This window comes from Spiroplasma endosymbiont of Phycita roborella, assembly GCF_964031195.1.
GTDB lineage: Bacteria > Bacillota_I > Bacilli_A > Mycoplasmatales > VBWQ01 > Spiroplasma_E > Spiroplasma_E ixodetis_A.
This window is the reverse complement of sequence record NZ_CAXIQJ010000002.1, coordinates 176233-194736: the sequence shown is the minus strand read 5'-3', so window position 1 is coordinate 194736 and position 18504 is coordinate 176233. Positions and strand designations below refer to the sequence as shown.

Genomic DNA, 18504 nt, shown 5'->3' with positions numbered 1-18504 from the left:
TCCTAAAAAGGGTTGCCATTCCAAATTAAATAATAATTACCAGCACCAAATATTCCACTAATTTCAATCCGATTTAAATTATTAATTGGATTTTTAATTTGCAATTCAAATTCATTTTTATTATCAATTTGTAATATCTCTTCATAAAATTCTAATTTAGAAAATAATTGAGATTTATTTGAACCATATAAATTTAAAGCATTCTCAATTTTATTGTTACTAATAATTACTCTTGTAAAGTATTTTCCATATTCGCCATTTCCTAATGTTCAATCTGCTGGAATTAATGACGGAATATTATTGCTTTCTAATTCATTTGTAATAGATAATCAATTAAATTGATTATCATCAAGTTTAAATAATTCATTTTGACTAATATCATTATTTTTTAATTTAATATTATTCATATCTGTAAAATCAAAATATTCAGATTTTAGTATTACTTTTACATCTTTATATTTTCAACTATTATCCTTATTAGAATGTATAGGATTTGATTTTAATTCAAAATAATAAGGTAATAAAATTTTATTATCATCATTTAGACCTTTATTTATTGATAATGTTGAATAAATATACTTTGATAACATAATAAATACTTGTTTAAATATTTTAACTTGTTGCAAATTTATGTAATTTGGATAATCAAGTTCTCATTTTCTAAATAAATTAGTAATAACTTCATCAGGTTTTTGACCTAAGAATTTATTACGTAATTTTGCTATTTCATTTTTATCATCATAATCTGCGCCATCAAAATTTCTATTATAGTTATATGTGTAACTTAGCATATCTAATAATAACTGTTGTAAACTATCAATTGGTGGTTTATCATTTATTTCAATTTCTACATCATAAAATTTATTTGTTGTAGAAATAAATAAATTATAGTTACCTACTAAAAATCATGACTCTAATTTTTTATCTTTTAATTCTATTTCATCTGATAATGGTCATACTTTTAAATTTTTAGAAACATCATAACCTAATTTAGCATTTGTTACTCTTGCATTATTAATAATTTCTTTTCTTGTTTCAGTCCCTCTACCAATAGCAATTAAATCTAAAAATAATTTTTCTTCTCCAATAAAGTGTAACCCATCCAATATACTAACCATTTAATGGTAATTCTTGGGGTGGGAGCGAATTGGAAACTAGTATATATAGACCTGTTGTAGGGACCTATTGTATTAATTCTATTCTTTATTTAACCAACCTTGCCACTCCCCAGTGAGCAAGTGTTGGTTTTATTTTTTTATTTTTTTTGGAAAATTTTTTTGGGCGAGAAAATAAATTTCAAACTTGTAAAAAAAATTGAGCGGTGCCGGTTCAATTAAAATATTAATTTGTTTAACACAAATTAAATAAATATTGAATCGAATGCCTCGATTTCTTTTTAAAATTTCACAATTTATTTTTGAGCCCAGTTTTCATGGAATGAATAAAACTAATAGTATTAATAATATAAAAATAAAAATATATATTCTTTATGCTACAAGCAACAGAACATATTAGGAAAGAATTATTATGGCAATAGAAATTCTTGATTATGAAGAACTAAGAAAGATTGATAAAAAAATTAAAAAAAGAAGAAAAAGATGTGTTGAATGTAATGAATTATATGAAGATGACAAAATCCAAATGCTTTATTATTTTAAAACAGAATTAGAATCAGAACAACATAATATTAGAAAATTTGAAGATGATTATGATATTGCTGAACATTTAGATTATACAAACCCATATGGATATGTTTGTGATTGATGTAGAAGTCATTAATTATGCAAAAAAAGTATTTTTGTTGAACTTGTAAACAACATAAATTAGATTATTTATTCTTTAATACTAATGATATAAAAACAAGAAAATATTTTTTAAGAGATAAAAATAATAAAGCAATTTGTTATGACTGTATTTTAAATGTTAGGTTAAGTAGGAGCTATAAATATGGATAAAGAATATTTAACTAAAAGAGGAACGATTTGCATACCAGACAGTGATGATATTGAATTTAAAATAGGACTAATTAAACTGATTGATGATTTAAAAAAAGATAATTTAGTTTGTGGTCATAAAGAATTTATTGAAGAATGTAAATATTGTTGATGTAATTGTGATTTGGAAATTATCAAAACAGTTGTTAGAGGTTAAGTGGGAGGTTTAAATATGAATAAACAAAAACCATTTTCTTATAAAGACCAAGAAATTATTAATGAATATAATAAAAAAAGTAATCAAGAAATAACAAAAAAACATTTAAATAATATAGAAAAATTAAGAGCAGATTTTAAAAAAGAAGTAATTAATCAATATAAGGAAAATTTAATTAATTATCTTGAAAATGAATTTATGGAATTACTTAAAGATGATATTAGTGATGTAATTAAAATTAATATTAGTAATTGAAAACTTAAATTAATAATGAAATTACAAGAAAAAATTCAAAATGGTGACTTTGAATAATGCAATATGACTTAATTATTGGAATTGACCCTGCTGGTATTGGTAATAATGGAATTGTTATATATTCAAATGAAACTAATAATATTATTTTTAATGAAACATTCAATACATTAACTGTTTTATGAACTAAAAATATTTATAAAGAAAAATTGCAATTAATTAAAGAAAAATTTATTGATAAAAAAATATTAGTTATTGTAGAAAATTTCTTTTTAAATTCAAAACAATTATTAACTAATCCATTAGCAACTCCTAAAATTATTGGTGCATTAATGGTATTAGTACAAGATGTTTTCAACTGAGATTATTTCGAAAATCACCCAAAAAATAAAAATAAAATAACAGAATATAAAGGAAATATAAAATTAACAAAACATGAACAAGATGCTTATAAGCATATTCAATATTATTTAAAAAATCATAAAAAAATATTAATTTTTGATAATTATTTAAGGAAATTATAAACATGAAAGATAAAGCAAATTATGTCAAATTAACAGTAAAACTGAGTAACACTATTGAAGCAAAATATTACGAAAAAGGTAATAAAGAATTATATTATAGTGTTCGAGGTCAATGAAATGGTTTAAACTATGTTACTTTAATTTTTAACAACCCAAAATTTTATAGACGATGTATTTTATTAAACAAAAATGATGAAATTTTAGTAACTGGTGAAATCTTTAATAATTGAAATATGAATATAAATCGTGCATTTTGTTCAATCAATGTTAAATGATTTAAAAAATGAAAAGAGTAAAAAATGATTAAAAATACACCATTAGAATATATTAATGACAGAATTAATCAACATAAAGAGAATATTAAAGAATATAAAAAAGAAATTGAAAAATTACAAAATTTTATTAAAGCAAATGAAATTAGAATGACTGAATTAGAAATAATAAAAGATATTTTACAAAAAGGAGAAAAAATATAATGAATTTTAATCAAAACCAAAAACAAATGAGTGATATAGTAATGAAAAAAGATATTGAAAAGTTATTAGAAAATTTAAAAAATAAAATAGGAACTATTGCATTTAATAATATTTACGAAGAATTAGACTATATAAATTTAATAATAAATAGAATATCAGAATATATTTATTCATTAGAACAAGAAATAATTAGAAAAAATCAAATAATTAAAGATAAATTGGAATAAAAAATGATATTATGAAAAATTTTATTAATAGTACCAATATTAATAACTAGCATAACACTAATAATATTTTTAATATTTATTATTAAAGAATTAAAAAATGAATATAAAGTATTAAAAATATTAAATGAAATTGCTAATCAAATTGAAAATAAGGAGAATAAGTAATGAATAGATGTACATGAACTGAAAATATAAAAAAAGAAAGACCAAATTATATTGGTATTACATCATTTCAAGAACAATGTGAAAATATGACAGAAGAGCAATTTGATGAATATGGAAGAGTATATTGTAAAGAACATAGAATTAAAGTTGATGAAATTAATAAATCAAGACATAAAAATTGTATTAATAAAGAAAAATTAATTAATTTTCTTAAAGAACAAATACAAGATGAATTAGATAAAGGTGATAATGGAATACCATATATCGAAGCTTTGGATTTAATTAAAGATTTAGAAAATGGAGACTTTGATTAATGATTATATTACCTACTTTGTTTGAAAATAAAGATGAAATTGAAATATTATCACCATTTCCCAAAGCAATTCATACAAGTAATGATATTAGAGCAATTATTTTAAGACAATATCCAAATGTTAAATCAAAACACATAATTATTTCTGAGCCCGAAAGTAATGTTGCATTAATAGTTGGTGATAATGATGTTTATCAAGGTTGAATTAAAGTAACAATTAAAAAATTAGAAAATTAAAGGAGAATAAAATGCCAAACGAAAATACACAATCAAATTATACTTTAACTAAATTAATAAGAACTGGTATAAGTCCTATTTGTGCAATGATTGATACAAGTGCTTATTATGGTCAAGTAATTGCAAATCCAATATTAGGTTCAATTAATAGTTTATTATTTGGTAAAAAATTAGGTTTAGATATTTGAAATTTAAATCAAAGACCAAATACTAAAACTAAATTAATTAATAGTTCTAAAAAAATAGCATTAGGATTAGGAACAATTGGTTTAGCAAATTATAGTAAATGAACAGAAAATAATATTAATCCTATTATTCCAACAACACCAATTCCAGTAACTACTACAACTACAACAGAAGGTCCGCCATGATTACTATTAAATAAACAAGAAAATCAGTCATTAATGGATTGAGATACATATATTAGTTTAAATGCTTATGGTATTTCAAATCTTATTAGTGGATTAACTGAGTTAATACCTAATAAATTTGAAACAATAAGAAAAATTTGTAATATGGCTACTGGTGGTTGTTTAATTTCAAGTGGTGTTGCAATGGGTATAAATAATGATTTTAATAATGCTTATGCAGTACCTACCATAATTGCTGGTGCAAGTGAAATAATCCATAATTTACTACCTATGGAAACTACAAATCATATTCAAGAAATGCAAGAAACACCATTTAATAATGAAACTGCAAGATTAATTAATTATAATAGATTCACAATTAATAGTGAAACAACCAGTCAATATGGTAGTGATAATATGAGCGAAGTACCATTAAATCATGATAATACTTCACTAAATTGAGATTATAATCACATGAGTTTATAAAGGAGGTGAATAATTTATGAATAAAGAAAAATTACTAGAATATTACAATGATAAATTAAAACAACATGAAAAAGATTTAGAAGACATAAGATTGAATGAACGTTTAATTGCAAATCTTTTAATAGATGCAAAATGTATGATTGAAAGAATTATTAAAGGTGAATTTGATGAATAATCAAAAATAAACAATAAATAGTTGAAAGGAAAATTTATATGAAAGAATTTTTACATGAATTAATAATTATTGGAACAAGTGTTGGAACATTAATTTGCAGAGAAATTATTGTTTTATTAAAAAGATTTATCACAACTCCAAAACATGTTAGAGCAAATAACAAAATTATAAAACATCAAAAAAAATTAGCAAAATTAAATGAAAAGATTAATAAAGGAGAAAAATAATATGACAAAAATTGAATTTAATGAAAAATATAGAAAACAAGATATTAGTATTGATAGAGATTTTGATTTACATATTGATAATTGTTTTAAATTTTCTGATATTGATACATTAGAAAATGCAGTTAATGATTATAAAAAATTAATAAGTGAAATTCCACAATTAGTTAAAGATTGATTATTAGGATAAGATTAGGAGAATATTAAATGTTAGAAAATGAAGATAATGTTCAACAAACAACTGAACCATTAACTGAAAATAATGCTCAACAAGAAATAGAAAATAAAGTTAATGAAGCAGAAAATAAGTTAAATAAACTTAATCAAGAAATTAAAGAAAAAGAAATAATTAATATATTTAAAAAATATCAAGTTAAAAATGAATTTTATGATTTTTTAAAATTTAAAACAAGTAATATAGAAAATTCAAAAATTGAAGAAACTATTAAAAAAATGATTAAAGAACAACCGGTATTTAAACAAACAATTAATACAGGTGGTAATAAACAAATAATTATTAATAATAAAACAAATGATAAAGAAAATTTTTTAATTAATTATAAAAAGAAAAATTATTTATAAACGAAAGGGAGAAATAAAATGTCAGTACCATTTAATCAAAATTTAGACAATACAGAGAGATTAGTAGAAGCACCAGAATTTATAGAGTTCTTTAAAATTTCAAATAGTCCATGAGCAAACTTTTTTCCTACTGAAATTGTTGACTCAGTAAATATTGAGTTTATTGTTAAAAAACCAAAAAAACCGGAAGTAAAAATTATTGCTTGGGATGATAAAAGTAAAAGATATGAATTACCATATGTTGATACAGATAAAATTAGTAAAAAAATAACTAAAAAATATCTTGTAGGAGAAATTATTGCAGATGTAGATTTAAAAGCAAATAATGGACAAAATTTATTAGATAGTATGCAATATGAAGTTGCAAATGATTTAGCAGATAAATTGGCAATTGATGATACACAAGCAATTGCAAAATTTGCTACTAAAATCGATATTGAAGATACAACAGTAGGCTATTTAAAATCGATGTTATCTGCTTGAAATACTTTGTTTCAATTTAGAAATATTGCAAATAGTAAATTTTTTATTACTAATGGTCTTTATGATAGTTTAGTTTATTTAGCAGATAATAAAGGTTTAATTACCGATAATCAGTTGGCACAACAATTACGTTTAAATGGAAATAATTTATATGTAAAAGGCGTATTATGTGAAATCGTTCTTGATGACTATATGATTTTTACTAATGATAAAAATGAACAACAATTAATGACCTTTGTTTTAGCAACACCAAGAGCAATGAAAAGATACATGATAGAAAATACAGTTATTTATGTAGATTTTATTAAAGATGATAAAGCAGGAAGAGCATATAAAGTTGCTGGTGAAGTTGTTGGAGAAGCAATCCCATATATTTCTAATAATGAAACAACATCACGTTGAATGTTATGTGGAGTTATTAAAACAGAAAAAACTGATTTAAAAACTAAAATTACAAGTTTAACAACTGATATTACTGCAAATGTTAATAACAATAATAGTGAATTAAATACACAAATAAAAAGTACTAATGAACTTAAATCATTAAATCCAAATTTAACAAATCCAACTATTAAATATTTTAGTGATGCACAAGGAAAAACTAATGTAAGTAATCAAAAACAAAAAGCAGGTGACTTATATATAACTATTACTGCAAATGTTAATGATTTAAATTATAAAGGTTCAACAAATCCAATTAAAATAACTCTTAAATAAAGGAAATTAATATCATGCCAATTGGTACAACTAGTACAGCAATACTTTTAAACATAAATAAATCAAAACATACTAGAACAAGTAACCAACAAGAAAATAAAAGTTTTTGATGAGAAATTTTAGAAATGATTGGTGTACAAGTTATAGCAGTAGCACTTGCTCCTTTTACTGGTGGTTTAAGTGAAAGCGTAGCACTTGGATTAGGTGCAAGTGATTTTATTGCAAGTACTATTAATTTTGGTATTTATGCTACAACTGATTTTACTATTAATCAAGTTTATGATTATTTAAAAGGAAATGTAACAAAATGAAATACTTTCTTTAATATACTACCTGCATTTGCTGGACTTAATAAAATTAGTCGTGGTTATCGTACTACTAAATTTATTAAACTAGCAGAAAAAACTAAAACATTAGAACAAGTTGGTATTAAAGAAGCAAAAAACTTACAAGAAATTATTAGTCAAGTAAGTGGAAAAGAAATTTTAACAGATAAAATTGTTGGTAATAAACGTTATTTAATGAATTATATTTTTACTCCTAATCGTGAAACAGTATTACAAGATTTAGGTTATGTTGCTGAAAGACAATATAAGAATAATTTTCAAAAATTAGAAGCACAAGAGTTAAAAGATTACTTATTATTACAAAATACATTAATAAAATTAAGTCCACAATTAACTCCTAAATTTAAGATTAAAGATATTGAAAAAGCAAATAACTTTTTAAAAAAATATAATACTGAATTAAAAGAAGTATTAAAAATGAATCAACATGATTGATTAAATTTAGTTCATACAATACATACAGAAAATAGATATGGAAAAACTTTAATTTTAGATTTGCAAAAAATTAGAGCTAATGTTATTAAATTTAATTTTAAAAATAATATTATTCATCAACTTGTTTTAAAAGCAAATCAAACTTTTAAATATTTTGATATTAGATTTTATTTAAAAAAAGGTTTAAATAAATTTTGAAAAGATACACCATATTTTGAAAAAATACGAGAAAGTATATATAAATTACAAGAAAAATTTGAAAAGTTAGAAAAACAAGCATTTGAAAAAATTAATAAATTAAAAGAAAAAGCAACTGTTTTATTTACTAGTGCAGAAAAAAGAGCAATTAAACATGCACAATTAATTCCAATAAATTCACCAGTATTTATGGGTTGTAAAATTCAACCTTTGTCATTAGATAAATGTGCAATTACTATTTATCACCGCAATCCTAAATATAAACCGATTACAGTTGTTGATAGTATTCTTAAAGCAAAAACTTTTGTTACTCAAATACATCCATTTCATTGATATCGTTGATATAGTGGTTGATACATTGGTTATGGTGTTAATCGTAATAAATGATTAAAAGCAATAGCATTTGCTCCACCAGTGGTGCAACAAGTAATTAGAGATAGTTTTAAAGTATATAGAGAAATATTTAGAACTATTAGAACTTATCATAAAGTAGTAAATGTTATTAATAATCCTATTGAAAATATTAACAAATCATTTAAAAATGTTGGTTTAAAGTTTTCAGTTAATACTTTATTTGGTACTGGATTATTACATCATTTAGAAAAGTTTGCATATAGTCAAGTTATAACAAAAAGTAAGAAAAAATTAAAAAAAGGTAAAAATAAAATACAAAAAGAAATTGAACATATAACACATAAAAAAACAAAAAAACATACTCATCATTATAAACAAGCATTTTTTAAGGAATGATAAATTATGATTAATAAACTTTGAACTGATGTCAGTCTTGAAAATTATAATAACTGATATCCATTAACTGGAAAAATTACAGAAACACCACCACAATATATAAAAACATGACCAAATGTTAATGATTGATTTAAAACATTTGCTATTCGCGCGCAAAATGATATTAATGCTTATCTTGTTTTTATTTTATCTAAATTTCCTTTTGATAGTTTTAAAGATGAATTAATTAAAGAAACATTAAGAGATATGGTTTATGTAATGGTTGAACATTGAGTATTTAATCGTACACCAATTGAATTTAATGTTGATGCTACTATTCAATTTAATAATGGTACTCAATTTAGTGCAAATAGTACTCCTACAATTAATGTTTGAGATTTAGCACCTAGTAGAATGAAAATATGAGCAAGATTAACAGAATTAAAACAAATATTTTCAAGTTATAATGATGATGAAATAGATGTTGAAAAAATTGACTTAAAAGCATTTTATACTAGAAATCAAGTTGATGAATTAATTGAACAACAAAAAGAATTTACATTATCAAAACAAATTAAATTATATGATGATTTAGTTGATGATAATGAAAATGAAATATATAGAGGTCCTGTTAGTAAATTTATTAATAAAGGTTATGTTGCAACAGATTATGATAAAGAAACTGAAACAATGATTTTAGATTGACCTGATGAAATTGGAACATTACCACCCGAAGCATTACAAAATAATCCACAAATTGGTGATTATACACATGCACCAACTTGTGATTTTTCTGCTAAACAACAAAAACGAATTACTACTAATGAAAATGAAATTACCAAATTAAATACTGAATTAATTAAAGCAAATGAAAATATTAATGATGTTAAAAATAATTGATTTAATATTGAAACTAGTCCTTTATGAAAGAAAGTTAAAAATGAAAATATTAAAATAGATACATGATATATTATTGATTGAACATATTATTTTATTGATAGTAAACAACTTATTATAAGTAATAATAAATTAACTAAATCTAATATAAGAATTACTAATGGTCAAATAGAACAAAAACAAATAATAATTGAAAATATTGATGTTAATATTGACAAAGTAACATTATTATATGATGTTGATTTAATAAAGTTTATTATTACTAATAGCACAAAAAAGTATACACCAATAATTCATAATATATATCAATATCAAGGAACTGGGACACCAACTGAATTTATAGCAGAAGAAAATACTGAACGTGATTACTATACAAAAATAGAAACTAATAATTTATTAGATAAAAAACAAGATAAATTAATTGCTGGTACTAATATAACTATTGATGAAAATAATAAAATTAGTGCTACTGGTGGTAAAGTAGATTTATCAGATTATTATAAAAAAGAAGAAGTAGATAAAAAATTAGAAGATACAAAAGCACAATTTCCGATTGCATTTCAAATAAATGCTGTTGGTCAAGAAATTCCTAATTTAGAAACTACTAATAAAACTGTTGCTGGTGCTATTAATGAAAATAAAAGTAATATTGATAAAAAACAAGAAAAAGAAAATTGAAAAATAATAGGTAAAAGTCTTGATAATCGTACATCAGAAGATTTTGCTCTTAGTTTTAATAAATATTATAGAGTATTTATAACATGAGATAAACCACCTTTTAATCAAACAAGTGTAAAACTAAAAATAGAATTTAAATCTAGTTCTACTCATATAGGTGGAGATTATATGCTTATTAAAGGTAAAATTGATAATGAAGATTCTTCATTAATTATTAAATTAGGAACTGTTGATGGTAATAAAAGTCAATTAATTATTATTGGAGGAAATAAACAATATGGAAATATATTTTCATTAGAAGAATTACAAGATACTATTAAAATAGATATTCAACCAAAATTAAAAATTAATTCAAGAAGTTTAGAAACTAATGAAATTGAAGAAAATATTTGAGATATTGAATTAAAAGATATTCCTCCAACACCAAGTCCAAGTGGTTCAAATTGAAAAGAAGTAGGAACAAGAGAAAAAAATAAATGAGATAATTGACAAATTACTTATGATTTTCAAGAGAATAAACATTATAGAGTTTATTATTCTTGAAGTATATATAATCCAGTTTATACTATTCAAGAATTTATTATAACTGATAAAAAAATTGCTGGTGTACAAATACAAACTTTTAATGATAGTGCTAATATAGTAATTTTATCAGTTCAACATGCAAAATGGATTACTATTTATACTGGAAAAGGTAATTTAAAAGGTAATGTATGAAAATTAGAAGAATTACAGGAATAATATTATGTTTTTTAAAATTATAAAAATTATTTTAGGTTTAATAGGAGTTTTATTATCTTCTGCGGTTACTGGTTTAATTATATTCATTATTGTAAAAATTGTATTAAAAATTAATCAAATCTTTTAAAAAGGTGGTGAATATTATGTTAGGTAGATTTTTTAGAAAAGATAAAAGTAATATTAGTGATAATCAAAATGAAAAAGTAAAATTTTTAACTAATAAAAATAAAAGTACTCATGCTTCAATTTTAAATTATTTTGGTTTTAATGATTTTAATCATGAAACTTATTTTACTGATTTTGTAGCAGAAAATAATGCTAATTTATATAATGCTCCATTAGAAATAAATAATGAAACTATTAAACAGTATCTAATTCAACAAGAATTTTATAGAAAAAATTGAAATTCTATTTTTAAATTAAGTAAATTAGGAATTAGTGGTTATTTAATTTATATTGCAAATGATGACTTATATTTTCAAGTAGTTGACATACAACAAAGAGTTTATGATATTACTGGTAAATTAATTCAATGTACTATTTTTTATGATAGTTATCAACAAAATGCACAAATTGTAAGATTATTTGAAATTTATACATTAAATAATAAACAAGTAACTATTAATCGTGCAATTTATAGTATTAATGATAATAAAAAACAATTTCCATTAGATTTTAAATCATTCATTAATAATCCAAATTTAGAACAAGAACAAATACTAAATATTAATTATATACCAATAGCAATTATGCGAAATAAAGCAAATGAGTTAGCAGATTGTAATAAAGTAATGGATAAAATTAAAGCATTAGATGTTATTTATGAACAAATTGTTCTAGATACTATTTTAAATTCACCTAAATTTATATTTAGTCAAACTTATGGTAATGTTCAATCAACATTAGAAGAAGCAGTAAGAACATTAGTTACTAAAAACTACATATTTAAAAGTGGTGGAGATAATAATGAACAAAACGAAAATATCAATATGACAAATAGTAATTTTAAAGGTAAAAATTTAACTGATATATATGATTGAAATGTTAATGAAATATTTAAACGTTGTGGTATTCATATACCAAGTCAAAAGAAATCTGCACAACAATCAGTTCCCGAAAGTACAGCTGTAAATATTTCAACCATTAATTATATTGAACAAAAATTATGGCAATTTAATATTGATATTCTTAAATTTATTCAAATATTAGTACGTTTAGATAAAGATTTATTAAATAGTAAAACATTTAATATTAATGATGAACAAGAAATTAATAATTTAAAAGTTAAATTAAAATTATTTAATCCCGAAAATAACCAATTAATAGGAGAGAACAATGGAAAACAACAACAAACCACAAACGAAGTTTCCACAGAAACAAACTAAACTTAATCAAGCAGAAGTAGAAAATGATTATTTAATTGATAATATTCCTTATGACTTTACTAATATGATGGGTGCTACTAGTGACCCCGATATTAATAGAGCATACGATGAATTTAAAAAAAGAACAATTTATATTTATGAAATTGAACGTTTATTTAAAAATAATGAAAATAATACTTTAAAATTTTCAGCAAATACTATTAAAATTGGTTTTATTGATATTAATAAAGTATTAAAAACTATTGCAGTTGAAACATCTGATTTTACTATGCAATTAAATCAAAGAGCAAGCACAAATATTAATGATAATACAATTGAATATAGTATGACTGATATTAAAAATTTAATTTTTCAAGAAATAAATTTACTAAATCAATTTAAGTTATATGCTGTATCTATTAATGAACCCTTAACTGAAAATAATATTGATAATTTATATATCATTAATAATTATTCTCAACCTTATCAAAATCCAAAAACAAGAAGTACTAAAAGTATTACTATTATTAAAATTAAAGATTTTAAAACAAGAGATGGTTATCCAATAATTATTAAATTACAAAAACCATTAGATAAAGATACAAAAATAATTGGTTTAAAAATTAAAGCCCCTAGAAGCATGATTTTTGGCAATATAAAGGTACTTGGTGAAGTTGACAATATGGAAGTATACCCAAAGTTATTTGTCAAAGATAAGATAGCATTTCCGCTATTATCAATGCCTATTGAAACTCAACCAAAAGTTAGAATATTACAACAATGATTTAGTGAACAAATATTACCATGAAATTTAGCAAAACAATTTATTGGACAAGAAAAATCAGTTTTAGACTTAATTAAAATTAGTACTGGTACTATAACAAGAAAAGAAGTTATTAATAATGCAAGAGTAACTGATACTTGATTAGGTTGAGAAATGGGTGCTGTTTGAGATGGTAATTGACCATTAAAACACGAAATACATTTAGAAGATAAAAAAGTTTTATCTTATAGTAATGAAGGATGATATGTTTATCTTGCAACCAATAATAGATTTAAAAGTATAGCAATTGAAATACAAGATGCGCCAACTATTGATAGTTTACAACAGTTATTATTAGATATGCTAAGTTATACATATAACTATAATAGAAATTTTAATGGTGCAGAATATGATGATAAAGGTAAGCCAACAAATAAAATGGCAGAATTACATGATACATTTTCAGGACAAAAACCCGATGAAATAATTACTAACTTATTTAAACAATGAGAGTTTGAATATCCAAATTATATAATTTTACCACAAATACAAATATTTAAACAAGTATTTATTATGTTATCAAAATATATTTATTCATCATTATCAATTAATAAAGGATTAAATGATGATAATAAAATATTATTGCCTTATTATTTTGAATTAAAATCAACTCCAATTAAACCTAGTAAAATAGATATTTGACAATTTAAAGATGTAAAGGTAATATTAAAATCTCCATATTTTGATTTTACCGATATTAATAACATTAAATTGAAAAACAATGATATTAGTCAAAATGAATTATTTAAGTTAGATGATAATCAATTTAACTGATTATCTATTACAAATGAATTAGAAAGTAATAACATACCTTCATTAATTCCTGCTGATTGAACATTAGCTAATGGTGAATATGGAAAATATTTTACAAGAGTAATTATTGATAAAATTAAAATTAAAAATGCTTTAAATTTATATGGTTCTAATAAATCACAATTATTTTCTAAACTGGAATTTTATAAAGAAATTTTAAAAGTTGATAATAATAGTGAATTTGAATTACAAATAGAAAATCCTATTAATAACTTAAATAGGATTGAAATTAGTGGAATATTTGGAGCTGGTAATTATGACTTAATTTTAATAACTGATAAACAAGAAATAAGTTTAAATAATATTAATTTATTTGATAAATATAATGAAAATATTTCTTATATAAATTTAGAAATTTAATTATCAAAATATCAATCAGGATAGTTACCATCTCATTTTATATCATCTTCATGTTTTGGTTTTTTAGAAAAATATAATTGAAAAATATTTTCACTTGTATATGTATTAACTCAAATAGTAGTTGTTCCATATACCATTTCTCCATTTCGTGTTAAATAATGTTTAACATTAGTACCTACATTATGGCTAAGCACCCCCCATGATTAAACCAATTGTTCCAGTTGTTGCACCAGTTAGTGCTAATGCTAATGTTATTTTACTTAAATTTGTTTTTATTCATGTTTTCATATTAAATTGCTCCTTTTTTATTTTATTATTTTTTCTTAACTCTTCACAAGTTTTTAATCATTTTGGTAATAATTCATGTTCTAAATTAATTGCATGATTTTCACAAAGAAAAAGACTAAATGTTGTTGATTTTAATTCTAATAAAACAATATTACTTCATTTGTTACTACAATTTTTATTTTGACAGATAACATTCATTTTTCAAAATCTTTTTGAAAGATTTTAAGTTACTTACAACTTTTAATAACTTTTCTTTGTTCATGATAATTTACTCCTATTTTTAAATGAAATTTAAGATATTACACAATTATTATTTTTAATAAAAACTTTACTACTTTTTTCTTGATTATTAATAGATTTATATGAATTAATAATATTGATATCATTTAATTGTAACAATGGTGTTAGTTCTGTTAATTCTGTAATTTTACTTAGTTCGTTTGATAACTTTCTTTTAGAAATTTCTAGTTCTTTTTCAAAACTAACAATTTCCCTTGAATAAATTCTTAAATCATATTCATTGGGTTTATTTTTTTCTTTCTCTTTAATTATTATAATATTTATATAATTAATCATTTCTTGAATTTCTTGAATTTTATTTTTTAAAATTTCTATTTTTCCTATTTCCATTTTAATTTCTCCTTATCTCTTAACATTTTATTGTTAAATTATACTTATTTTTTGATATTTTTACAATTATACTTTTAAACGTAAAATAACGCCTAAATTAAAGGCGTTTATTTTATGATACCTATACTATTAATTATATTGAAATTGTTTATTATATTTTAAATATGAAAGTATTTTTTTTATTTAATTTTAAATTACACTTATATATGTATACAATAATTAAGTAAATTAATTTTTTAAATATATTTACAATAAATTTAGATTTTTTTAAAATAGTTAGGAGAAGTAAATTTGAATTTTAATTATAAATGAAATTTTAGAGAACAAAGTGCAAAAATTGATAAATTAGTTTTAGAACATATAAGAAAAAAATGAGAAAAATGAGATTGAAGAATAAAAAATACAAGAGATAAAAAGAAATATAAAATTGTTGATTATCAATATCGAACAAGAAAAATAATGTATGGATTAGTAACTTATAAAAGAAGAATTTATGAATATTTTGATGAAAAATTACAAAAATGAGTTCGTGTTTGTTTAGTTGATGAATGACTAGAATTACCTAAATATAAAAGAATTGGTGAAGATGTTGAACAAACTATTGGAATGGCAACCCTTTTTAGGACTATTTTTTGGTAGACATTTGTTTTTGATAACTAATTGGAGTTAGGTAGTTTAGAGTACTGTGAATTCTTATGTTGTTATATCAATTGATGTAATCAAATAATTCTAATTTTAATTGGATTAATGATGTAAAATTTTTATCATTAATAAATTCAATTTTGAAAGTTTTAAAAGTTGCTTCAGCAACAGCATTGTCATAAGGACATCCTTTTTTGCTTAAAGATCGAGTTATGTTGAAAGCTAATAAAAGTTTATCAATAGTTTTATTATTGAATTCATTACCGCGATCAGTATGAAATATTTCAATATCTTTTAAACAGTGATTTGATTGCATAAATGCTTGATATACTAATGATGCATCTTTTTTAACTCCAACACTATGTCCAATAATTTCGCGGTTAAATAGGTCGATTAATAGGCAAATATAGTTTCATTTACCATTAACTTGAACATAAGTTAAATCACTAACAATAACTTCATTTTTAATTCTATTATTAAAGTTTCTATTAACAAGATTGGTTATTTGACTATCATTGACTTTATTATGATAATTTTTGAATGATAATTTAGTGTATTTTGATATTAAATTATGCTTATTCATAATTTCTTTAATTTTTCTGCGTGATAAATAAATTTCTTGGTTTGCTAGTATGACTTTTAATCTTCTAGTACCATAAACTTCTTTATTTTCTTTAAAAGCACTAATAACAGCTTGTTCATAAATATTATTTTGAATTTTATTTTTTTTCTTTAAATTAAAATAATATGTTGATTTAGAGAGTTTTAAAAAATGACACATTGTGCGCATTTTATATTTAGATTTATTATTTGCAATAATCTCTATTTTCTGCCTATTATTAGTGCTGCTTGCTTTAAAATATCAATTTCCATTCGTAACTGTTTTAATTCTTTATTTGCTTGAATTAATTGTTTTTCTAAATCTGAAAGATTATCTTTAGTTTTAAAACTACCTGAATTAGTAAATTGCTTAATTCAATTGTAAGTAGCTGCTCTTGTAACATTGTATTCTTTAACAAGGCAAGATACTGATTTGCCACTTTGATATAAAGCTACTATTTGTTTTTTAAATTCATCTGAATATGAGTTAATAGTGACCATAATTATAATTCCTTTCTTTTAACTAATTTGTTCACTTGTCTATGTAATTAGTGTCCAATAAAGTGTAACCCATCCACTATTATTGAATATTTTGCTGATGGAAAAAGATATCATGATATTTGTGCTATTTGTAAAAAAGCAGGTATTAGTATTAGTACTGTTCATAGAGTTTTTAAAAATTTAGAAGTAATTGAAGCAAATCCAGTAAAAGTAAAATTAGAAAAAAATCAACCTATTTTTGTAGCAATTGATGATGGACATCGAAAGTTTTGAGATTTTAAACGTAAAGGTACAAAACACTCTATGAGATTAATAGTAACATATACAGATAATATTAATCATAAAGTACAAAATAAAAGAGTAAAAGCAATTATTAGACCAACAAGAACAGCAATTGGCGTTAAAAAAACTGCTGAATTTGTTAAAAAACATTGTCAAAAATTTTATGAAAACATTGAACAAGCAAAAATTATTATTTGTGGTGATAGTGCAGGATGAATTAAAGATGTTGCTGATTATTTAGGTGCACAGTTTGTTTTAGATAAATTCCATTTAATTAGAACATTATATCTTGGTATAATGGCGGGAAATAAAGGAAAATATTTAAAAGAATATAATTACTGTAAAAATTTAATTAATAATGGTCAATATGAACAATTAATTGATTATTTATATAAAGAATTAGATAATCATAAAAAATTAAAGAAAAAATATTTTAAAAATAATAAACAAGGTATTGAAAATCAAGGTGCAAAATGAAATATTGGTTGCTTTACTGAAACTAATATTTGACATGTTTTAAAAGAAATGCTTGGTAATAGAACTTATAATATTTCAATTTATATTAAAATGGTTATTTTTAAATGTAATAAAATAAATACAAAGATACAATTATTATAAATTAAAATTTAACTTTTTTTTAAAAATCAAAATAGAATAAAACTTATTAAATGTGTTTTAATAAGAATTTTTGTTGTGTATAAATATTAAATTTATTTTTTAATTTTTTAGTAATTTTTAAAAATAAGTATTTTAGTTGCATTTAAGTTAAAAAAATTATATTATTTAAATATAATTTCATAAAAATCCAAATTAT

27 protein-coding genes are annotated in these 18504 nt (G+C 21.9%); 22 read left to right on the top strand and 5 right to left on the bottom strand.

Annotated elements, in window-relative coordinates:
• Window positions 1-2 precede the first annotated feature (2 nt).
• On the bottom strand, window positions 3-1118 hold the full coding sequence (locus AAHM95_RS01525; RefSeq protein WP_342273916.1) for a hypothetical protein: 1116 nt from the start codon (window positions 1116-1118) through the stop codon (window positions 3-5).
• A gap of 409 nt (window positions 1119-1527) precedes the next feature.
• Here AAHM95_RS01525 and AAHM95_RS01520 point away from each other — a divergent pair, with 409 nt between their 5' ends.
• The 20 genes from AAHM95_RS01520 (at window position 1528) to AAHM95_RS01425 (ending at window position 14747) form a co-directional block, all read left to right on the top strand.
• Complete coding sequence (locus AAHM95_RS01520; RefSeq protein ID WP_342273915.1) at window positions 1528-1779, top strand: hypothetical protein; 252 nt, start codon at window positions 1528-1530, stop codon at window positions 1777-1779.
• A gap of 168 nt (window positions 1780-1947) precedes the next feature.
• On the top strand, window positions 1948-2151 hold the full coding sequence (locus tag AAHM95_RS01515) for a hypothetical protein (RefSeq protein ID WP_342273914.1): 204 nt from the start codon (window positions 1948-1950) through the stop codon (window positions 2149-2151).
• A 15-nt stretch (window positions 2152-2166) separates the two neighbouring features.
• Window positions 2167-2463, top strand: a complete 297-nt coding sequence (locus AAHM95_RS01510) for a hypothetical protein (protein WP_342273913.1) — start codon at window positions 2167-2169, stop codon at window positions 2461-2463.
• Complete coding sequence (locus tag AAHM95_RS01505; RefSeq protein ID WP_342273912.1) at window positions 2463-2927, top strand: hypothetical protein; 465 nt, start codon at window positions 2463-2465, stop codon at window positions 2925-2927. The genes AAHM95_RS01510 and AAHM95_RS01505 overlap by 1 nt, the downstream gene beginning before the upstream one ends.
• Window positions 2928-2929: 2 nt before the next feature.
• A complete protein-coding gene (locus tag AAHM95_RS01500; protein ID WP_339040127.1) occupies window positions 2930-3223 on the top strand; it encodes a hypothetical protein in 294 nt (97 codons plus the stop codon).
• A gap of 3 nt (window positions 3224-3226) precedes the next feature.
• Window positions 3227-3403 carry a hypothetical protein gene (locus AAHM95_RS01495; RefSeq protein WP_342273911.1) on the top strand — a complete coding sequence of 59 codons (177 nt, stop codon included), beginning with the start codon at window positions 3227-3229 and terminating at the stop codon, window positions 3401-3403.
• On the top strand, window positions 3403-3630 hold the full coding sequence (locus AAHM95_RS01490) for a hypothetical protein (RefSeq protein WP_342273910.1): 228 nt from the start codon (window positions 3403-3405) through the stop codon (window positions 3628-3630). Before AAHM95_RS01495 ends, AAHM95_RS01490 begins: the two co-directional genes overlap by 1 nt.
• A 3-nt stretch (window positions 3631-3633) precedes the next feature.
• Window positions 3634-3795 carry a hypothetical protein gene (locus AAHM95_RS01485; RefSeq protein ID WP_338959464.1) on the top strand — a complete coding sequence of 54 codons (162 nt, stop codon included), beginning with the start codon at window positions 3634-3636 and terminating at the stop codon, window positions 3793-3795.
• Window positions 3795-4109, top strand: a complete 315-nt coding sequence (locus tag AAHM95_RS01480; protein WP_342273909.1) for a hypothetical protein — start codon at window positions 3795-3797, stop codon at window positions 4107-4109. The genes AAHM95_RS01485 and AAHM95_RS01480 overlap by 1 nt, the downstream gene beginning before the upstream one ends.
• Entirely contained in the window at window positions 4109-4345 is a 237-nt protein-coding gene (locus tag AAHM95_RS01475; RefSeq protein ID WP_342273908.1) for a hypothetical protein, read from the top strand. The genes AAHM95_RS01480 and AAHM95_RS01475 overlap by 1 nt, the downstream gene beginning before the upstream one ends.
• 11 nt (window positions 4346-4356) lie before the next feature.
• Window positions 4357-5181, top strand: a complete 825-nt coding sequence (locus tag AAHM95_RS01470) for a hypothetical protein (RefSeq protein ID WP_342273907.1) — start codon at window positions 4357-4359, stop codon at window positions 5179-5181.
• 16 nt (window positions 5182-5197) lie between these two features.
• Complete coding sequence (locus AAHM95_RS01465) at window positions 5198-5356, top strand: hypothetical protein (RefSeq protein ID WP_342273906.1); 159 nt, start codon at window positions 5198-5200, stop codon at window positions 5354-5356.
• A 38-nt stretch (window positions 5357-5394) separates the two neighbouring features.
• Complete coding sequence (locus AAHM95_RS01460) at window positions 5395-5583, top strand: hypothetical protein (protein WP_174481134.1); 189 nt, start codon at window positions 5395-5397, stop codon at window positions 5581-5583.
• A 1-nt stretch (window position 5584) separates the two neighbouring features.
• The gene (locus AAHM95_RS01455; protein WP_338961501.1) at window positions 5585-5770 is read left to right on the top strand and encodes a hypothetical protein; all 186 of its coding nucleotides are present in this window, start codon (window positions 5585-5587) and stop codon (window positions 5768-5770) included.
• 17 nt (window positions 5771-5787) lie between these two features.
• Window positions 5788-6162: a hypothetical protein gene (locus AAHM95_RS01450; RefSeq protein ID WP_342273905.1), complete on the top strand. Its 375-nt coding sequence runs from the start codon at window positions 5788-5790 to the stop codon at window positions 6160-6162.
• Window positions 6163-6180: 18 nt separating this feature from the next.
• A complete protein-coding gene (locus AAHM95_RS01445) occupies window positions 6181-7362 on the top strand; it encodes a hypothetical protein (protein ID WP_342273904.1) in 1182 nt (393 codons plus the stop codon).
• 14 nt (window positions 7363-7376) lie between these two features.
• On the top strand, window positions 7377-9095 hold the full coding sequence (locus tag AAHM95_RS01440; protein ID WP_342273903.1) for a hypothetical protein: 1719 nt from the start codon (window positions 7377-7379) through the stop codon (window positions 9093-9095).
• 3 nt (window positions 9096-9098) lie between these two features.
• Window positions 9099-11387, top strand: coding sequence for a hypothetical protein (locus tag AAHM95_RS01435; RefSeq protein WP_342273902.1), 2289 nt, complete (start codon window positions 9099-9101; stop codon window positions 11385-11387).
• 143 nt (window positions 11388-11530) lie between these two features.
• Complete coding sequence (locus AAHM95_RS01430) at window positions 11531-12772, top strand: hypothetical protein (protein ID WP_342273901.1); 1242 nt, start codon at window positions 11531-11533, stop codon at window positions 12770-12772.
• On the top strand, window positions 12723-14747 hold the full coding sequence (locus AAHM95_RS01425) for a hypothetical protein (protein WP_342273900.1): 2025 nt from the start codon (window positions 12723-12725) through the stop codon (window positions 14745-14747). The genes AAHM95_RS01430 and AAHM95_RS01425 overlap by 50 nt, the downstream gene beginning before the upstream one ends.
• On the opposite strand, the gene AAHM95_RS01420 is transcribed toward AAHM95_RS01425, so the two are convergent.
• The 3 genes from AAHM95_RS01420 to AAHM95_RS01410 all read right to left on the bottom strand — a co-directional run bounded on the left by AAHM95_RS01420 (window position 14744) and on the right by AAHM95_RS01410 (window position 15665).
• A complete protein-coding gene (locus AAHM95_RS01420; RefSeq protein ID WP_338978536.1) occupies window positions 14744-14941 on the bottom strand; it encodes a hypothetical protein in 198 nt (65 codons plus the stop codon). The two genes, AAHM95_RS01425 and AAHM95_RS01420, sit on opposite strands and share 4 nt — an antisense overlap.
• Window positions 14934-15233 carry a hypothetical protein gene (locus AAHM95_RS01415; protein ID WP_338978534.1) on the bottom strand — a complete coding sequence of 100 codons (300 nt, stop codon included), beginning with the start codon at window positions 15231-15233 and terminating at the stop codon, window positions 14934-14936. The genes AAHM95_RS01420 and AAHM95_RS01415 overlap by 8 nt, the downstream gene beginning before the upstream one ends.
• Before the next feature lie 93 nt (window positions 15234-15326).
• Window positions 15327-15665: a hypothetical protein gene (locus tag AAHM95_RS01410; RefSeq protein WP_338978532.1), complete on the bottom strand. Its 339-nt coding sequence runs from the start codon at window positions 15663-15665 to the stop codon at window positions 15327-15329.
• A gap of 291 nt (window positions 15666-15956) precedes the next feature.
• Here AAHM95_RS01410 and AAHM95_RS01405 point away from each other — a divergent pair, with 291 nt between their 5' ends.
• Window positions 15957-16304, top strand: coding sequence for a UPF0236 family transposase-like protein (locus AAHM95_RS01405; RefSeq protein ID WP_342273899.1), 348 nt, complete (start codon window positions 15957-15959; stop codon window positions 16302-16304).
• Here AAHM95_RS01405 and AAHM95_RS01400 read toward each other — a convergent pair.
• Window positions 16291-17408, bottom strand: a protein-coding gene (locus AAHM95_RS01400; RefSeq protein WP_342273898.1) for an IS3 family transposase whose coding sequence is annotated in 2 segments (ribosomal slippage) — window positions 16291-17138 and window positions 17138-17408 — 1119 coding nt in all. Because the reading frame shifts where the segments join, the coding sequence is not laid out codon by codon here. The two genes, AAHM95_RS01405 and AAHM95_RS01400, sit on opposite strands and share 14 nt — an antisense overlap.
• 57 nt (window positions 17409-17465) lie before the next feature.
• Between AAHM95_RS01400 and AAHM95_RS01395 the strand changes: the two genes are divergently transcribed.
• Window positions 17466-18308, top strand: coding sequence for an Mbov_0401 family ICE element transposase-like protein (locus AAHM95_RS01395; protein ID WP_425289621.1), 843 nt, complete (start codon window positions 17466-17468; stop codon window positions 18306-18308).
• Window positions 18309-18504 lie beyond the last annotated feature (196 nt).